General features: G+C 37.6%; 7 protein-coding genes and 1 pseudogene. 4 read left to right on the top strand and 4 right to left on the bottom strand.

The features are described 5' to 3' along the window. The 3 genes and pseudogenes from RCH20_RS12350 to RCH20_RS12340 form a co-directional block, all read left to right on the top strand. Positions 1 to 308, top strand: a pseudogene (locus RCH20_RS12350) (hypothetical protein); the annotation flags it as partial. A 552-nt stretch (positions 309 to 860) separates the two neighbouring features. After that, on the top strand, positions 861 to 1811 hold the full coding sequence (repM, locus tag RCH20_RS12345; RefSeq protein ID WP_327193812.1) for a replication initiation protein RepM: 951 nt from the start codon (positions 861 to 863) through the stop codon (positions 1809 to 1811). 182 nt (positions 1812 to 1993) lie between these two features. Continuing rightward, positions 1994 to 2212, top strand: coding sequence for a hypothetical protein (locus tag RCH20_RS12340; RefSeq protein WP_327193811.1), 219 nt, complete (start codon positions 1994 to 1996; stop codon positions 2210 to 2212). A gap of 418 nt (positions 2213 to 2630) precedes the next feature. Here the strand turns inward: RCH20_RS12340 and RCH20_RS12335 are convergent, their stop codons facing one another. The 4 genes from RCH20_RS12335 to RCH20_RS12320 all read right to left on the bottom strand — a co-directional run bounded on the left by RCH20_RS12335 (position 2631) and on the right by RCH20_RS12320 (position 4263). Continuing rightward, the gene (locus RCH20_RS12335; RefSeq protein WP_327193810.1) at positions 2631 to 3227 is read right to left on the bottom strand and encodes a DUF6338 family protein; all 597 of its coding nucleotides are present in this window, start codon (positions 3225 to 3227) and stop codon (positions 2631 to 2633) included. A 146-nt stretch (positions 3228 to 3373) separates the two neighbouring features. After that, entirely contained in the window at positions 3374 to 3640 is a 267-nt protein-coding gene (locus RCH20_RS12330; RefSeq protein WP_327193809.1) for a type II toxin-antitoxin system RelE/ParE family toxin, read from the bottom strand. Next, positions 3627 to 3908 (bottom strand): type II toxin-antitoxin system RelB/DinJ family antitoxin, encoded by a 282-nt coding sequence (locus RCH20_RS12325; protein ID WP_327193808.1) that lies wholly within the window; start codon positions 3906 to 3908, stop codon positions 3627 to 3629. Before RCH20_RS12325 ends, RCH20_RS12330 begins: the two co-directional genes overlap by 14 nt. Before the next feature lie 91 nt (positions 3909 to 3999). Further along, complete coding sequence (locus RCH20_RS12320) at positions 4000 to 4263, bottom strand: hypothetical protein (RefSeq protein WP_327193807.1); 264 nt, start codon at positions 4261 to 4263, stop codon at positions 4000 to 4002. Positions 4264 to 4719: 456 nt separating this feature from the next. Here RCH20_RS12320 and mobV point away from each other — a divergent pair. Beyond that, positions 4720 to 5376 (top strand): MobV family relaxase (gene mobV / locus RCH20_RS12315; protein ID WP_327193806.1); only part of this gene is annotated, 657 nt, incomplete at its 3' end.

The following is a 5376-nucleotide window of genomic DNA, read 5'->3' as shown; positions in this document are numbered from 1 at the left end:
CTAGAGATTTCAGTATCAAAGCCGTATCACCTAAGCCTGAAATGTTTGAAAGCAAGGCTAGGTATGGTGAGAAGGTCACAGCAGCGGTTATTGAGCAAATAGAACCGACGGTGAAGGCGGCTAACAGCATTTTAGCGGACTACGAGAAGGCTAGGATGGATAAAAGCGTGGCAGAAGCGAGCTATAACACCCTTAAAAAACGTGTTGAGCCTTACTTGTTGGCTACTGATGGACTAAATCAAGAGGAAATTGCTAGGGTAAATGAGGCAATGCAGCTAGAAAGCCGTAAAATCACTGTAGAGAGGTAAAAAATTGAAAATGCTAGGAAGGTATCGAAATAGAGGTAGATAGCCTTTAAATACGAATATATGGACAAATAGAGTGGTTTTTACAGCTCATTATCGAGGTTTAAGCAAAATAAGGTTACTGGAATACTAAAAGAACTTGAGTATTTGAAAATTCCTACTGCTTTGGATGAGATCAAAAATCAGTTGATGAATGAGCCAGAAAGCATTGATCGATTACCTGATCCAAAAGATCACAAAAAAGACCCTGATATTTCGAGGTAATTAGCGTTTTTTCTTTTGTCTTTTCAGTTAATAAAAAAAATAAAAAAATGCTTTTAATGCTTTTAATGCTTTTAAGTGCTTTTAAGTGCTCTGTACCCATTGATATTAAAGGGATATAGCCTTCATATGACTACGTTTACTTACCCATATGACTACGTTTACTTACCCATATGACTACGTTTACTTACCCATATGACTACGTTTACTTACCATTAATCTACTTAATTTTATATGTAGTTTAATATACTTCATTGTGGTAATGTAGTCATAAATAATTTACAAGGAAATAGTATGTCTAAGGGTAATTTAGTCGTCAAAACAAATCAGCTTAATTCAGCCTTACAAAACTTATCTTTGCCTGAAATTCGAATTATTCAATTAGCAATAGTAGATGCAAGAGAGACAAATACTGGACTGAGTACTGATAAGCCTTTACGTATTGATGCTTTACGCTATGCTGAAATGTTTGAAACTACTCGGCAGAATGGCTATCAGCGAATGAAAGACGCTGAAGAAAACCTATTTAACAGACGTTTCAGTTACGTCAATGAAGAGGGAAAGATCGTCAAGTCACGCTGGATTCAGGAAGTAACTTATCTTGATGATGAAGGTGCAATTGAATTGGTTTTTACCCTTGCTGTAGTTAAAGGAATCAGCCGTATTGATGGTGCGGAAGACTTTTTTACTTCTTATCTACTAGAACAAACAGCAAGTATGGATAGCATTTACTCTGTAAGGCTTTATGAGCTACTGGTGCAATGGAAACAAGCTAAAAATACCCCTATGTTTGAGCTTGAGATTTTTAGAAGTCAATTAGGTATAGAGTCTAGTGAATATAAAAGAATGGGGAATTTTAAATTAAGAGTTTTAGACCTTGCGGTTCAAGAGATTAATGAAAAAACTGATATCAAAGTTGGCTATGAGCAAGTTAAAAAAGGTAGAACGATAATAGGTTTTAAGTTCAAAGTCTCAGATAAAGAAAAGCCCAAAAGCACTCAGAATTTAGCAAGTGGGAGGGACGGTGATACATCTGATATGTTTGCCATTGAAGGGCTGAATGATAAGCAGCTGGGGCGTATCACACGTAACAAGCAGTTCATTGCTGATTATAACCATCTTGTTAGCTCTACCAGTCCAGCAGGTCAAGACTCTAAGATGTGGGAGTTTGAAATGATCAACCGCCTTAAAAAAGATCCTTCACAGTTTAAGAAACGCCCAATCAGAGAATATCTCGAATACTAGCAGTTAGTCAGTAATATACAAACATTTGTCAAATTTTTATATCGTGGTACATTGTATGTTTTATACCTTTGCTTTAAACATTAGATCTTTTGCATAAATCATCGCTAGCCCCTTACAGGCTAATTAGTCCAAGTCAATGAACTGGTACTTTTGCAAAATATCTATTAATTAGGATTAATTTTATGCAAAAAATACATGATTCTCATATCATAGATGAATTTGAAGGATGGAATGGAGATAGTATTTATCAACTTGATAATGGAACTCTTTGGAGATTAGCTTCATACCAATATTCTTACTCTTATTCTTATAGACCAAAAGCTAGCATTTACTCAAATCAGGGAAAGTATTTTCTTGAGGTTGAAGGCATGGGGAAAGCAGTTGAAGTTAACCAAGCTTGATAGTCTTTAATGAAAATGGTTTGTGTATGTTAGTAGTCTTCTCTTAATTGGCAGAGAGTATCCCAGATTTTGTGTAAGTATTGATATAGGGCAAATAGTAGATATACAGAGTTTGGAATGGTCTCAAATTAAATGACTAAAGCTGCTTAATTAAGCAGCTTTAGTCATTTAATTTGACCGCAGAGTCACAGGAAGTAGAAGAATACCTGTCTGATAAGAAATAATTAGAGAAACAGCTAGAATTATTATTTCACTCTTATTTTATTTTTTACCTGGTGGTATCGGTTTCCCTGAGTTGGTATTTGTTATAGGAGCATAGCTAGGAGTATAGCTAACCTGAGGTTTAGGTGCTTCAGTGGTTGGTTGGTAGCTTTTCTCTACATTCCGAGGAGTATAACTTTCATTACTTGGTTTTAACTCATTGGACATTGCATTTCCTAAATTCAATATGTGAAATTTCACTAGTTAATATCATGACTCCCGCTGTGTCAACTATAGCTCTTTCAAACTTACCATCTACATCCAATAACCATGTTTCTTCCAAATATATTTGTTCTGGTGCTGGGGCGCTAGAAGCAGACGAATTTTTTCCATATAACCCTGCTATCACAGTACCATTTTTCAGGAAAACTTCCACCCAGTATGGCTTTCTTTGTGCAAATAAAAAATCCCAGGGCTTTCCAGTAGGATGAGGGGCATTACGCAGAAAAAATTCTTTTGTTCTTAAATGCCTCCAGACTAATACCCATACGATAGGAGCTATAAATAAGACCAAAACGTAAAATGTATAGTAAAGAGAAGAGTGTACATTTTTCAAAGATCCAGATTCTACGGTTATTATTGGGAAAAATAGTAACGCATAGTTTATAGAGCTGTATGCTATCGCATCAATTAACTGGTCTGATGTAGATCGTTCACTTCCCGGACAAAGTAGCTGATATGCTTTTATGCTAATAAACCCAGGAATCACAAATGCGATAAACAAGATTAATTTATCTACTTCCCATATATCCAATGTTTGCTCCAAACTAAGATCGCGATTTTATATATTATATACTTTTAAAGGAATGTTGCTTTAAAAGCAAATCTTATAGAATTGGTCTAAACATAAGGTTGCCTTGTCTAACTCCTGATCCAACAACCAAGGACATTCGCTTTGGGCTAATCAAGCACTTCTGAATGGCTACCCAGCCTAACGAAATCTACCGTATCGCTTTGAACACGGTAGATAAGCACCAAATCAGGTTTGATATGGCAATCTCTAAATCCCTTATGATTACCTGTCAACGCATGGTCTTTATATTTAGCCGGTAGCGGCAAATCGTTAGTTAAACAATTGAGCACTTCGCCCCATGCAGGAGTGAGTAAGCTTAGATAGTTCTTTTTGGCATCTCTCTTAAACTGGTTTGATACTTCAATGGATCTCATCAGCCTCGCCTTCTAGCTCATCCATGAAATCACCAAAGCTGTCGTACTTAGTGCCTTTACCATTGGCAATCTCTGCGATAGCCGCGATGGTTTGCGCGTTGAGCTTAGGTTGATAGTCAAAAGACAAGGGAACAGCGTTAGTATCGGCTACTTGGTTCAAGAACAGTCTTATGGCTTGTGAAGGCGTTAACCCATAGCTTTCGAGAACAGAAAAAGACCTGTCTTTCAAATCTTGGTCAAGCCGTATATTATAATTAGTTGTAGTCATAATAATCACCTATCGCTTATGTTTGTATCTTCAATATAAGCGATAGGTGATTACATTTCAATAGTTTTAGCGTTCTGTATTTCTCACCAATTTAAGCAGAGACAGTCTGCTCATTCAACCCAGCAAGAGAATCAGCAAGATTTTTTTCAATTCCTTTTCCCATAATGTGAAGGTCAGAAGTGGAATAATCTCCTAGCTCATTTCTGTCGTCCATGACTTCAAATAATCTCGCTCTAATGGCTTGTTCATAGGTCTTATCTTCAATCAAAAGCAGATTAAGCTTCACGATAGCTCTATCGTAGGCTTCAAGTTGAAGGCTTTTACTGCTGGCGACTGATACACCGATCATGCTCATAAATGACTCCGCTACTAGAATCATCTGTAGCTACAGATAATTTTTTAGGTTAATAAGTTGTTTGTAACAGCCTAAGATTGTGCCAGTGAATGACGAGAAGTAACGCTCTTATAAGCCCTTTTTTGCAAAAATATTACGACAGATAAAAGACCCGTCATTTTCTACCTAATTTAATGACTACACCTTACGCACCCTAAAGGGATGACCAAGTAGCTGATATTGTTAGGTTTAATGAAATCGGTTTGTTTGCAAACTGTTTACAAAATAGACGTTAACCATTGATTTATAACGGAAAAAGGTGTTTGCAAACTGTAAACAGCGTAGGTTCTAAACAGTGAAAAACACCCCTTTTTCACCTCCTTTTGCTTCAAAAATCTAGCTTTTCTAATTGGTGGATTTATGGTGTAGTAAGTACACTTTAATGAAATGACACCCAATTATCAGGAAAAAGTGGCTATGAACTATGCGATTTTGAGGACGGCAAAATTAAAGACAATGGGCAACATTGGCGGCAGTCTTGCACACAATTACCGAACGATAGAAACACCGAATGCTGACCCCAATCGCACCTCTAAAAATGAGCATACCGTTGCTACCTCTGAAGCAGTCAAACAGGCAATACAAAACCGACTTCCTGAAAAAAGACGCGCTGATGCGGTGCTATGTATTGAGTATTTGATAACCGCCAGTCCTGAATGGGAAGGCTGGGAAACCAGCAAGGAAGCGGAATTTTTTAAGCGATCTAGTCAGTGGCTCATTGATAAACATGGGGCAGAAAACATTGCGGGTCTGAGTATTCATCGAGACATAAGCACACCGCATCTAGTCGCTTATGTGGTTCCCATTGACCAAAAGGGGAAGCTTAACTGTAAGGATTTCTTAGGGGGCAGGGTTAAGTTAAACCAGATGCAAACCGATTTTGCCAATACGGTCGCTGATTTAGGGCTAACGAGGGGCAAGGAAGGCTCTAAAGCCAAGCATACCAGCATCAAGGAGTATTACCACGACATCAATCACGCTAGAGATTTCAGTATCAAAGCCGTATCACCTAAGCCTGAAATGTTTGAAAGCAAGGCTAGGTATGGTGAGAAGGTCACAGCAGCGGTTATTGAG

Origin of the sequence: Psychrobacter sp. PL15 (genome assembly GCF_035984995.1) — a bacterium.
GTDB lineage: Bacteria > Pseudomonadota > Gammaproteobacteria > Pseudomonadales > Moraxellaceae > Psychrobacter.
Note: the sequence above shows the minus strand (reverse complement) of the source record. Positions and strands in the feature narration are given on the sequence as shown.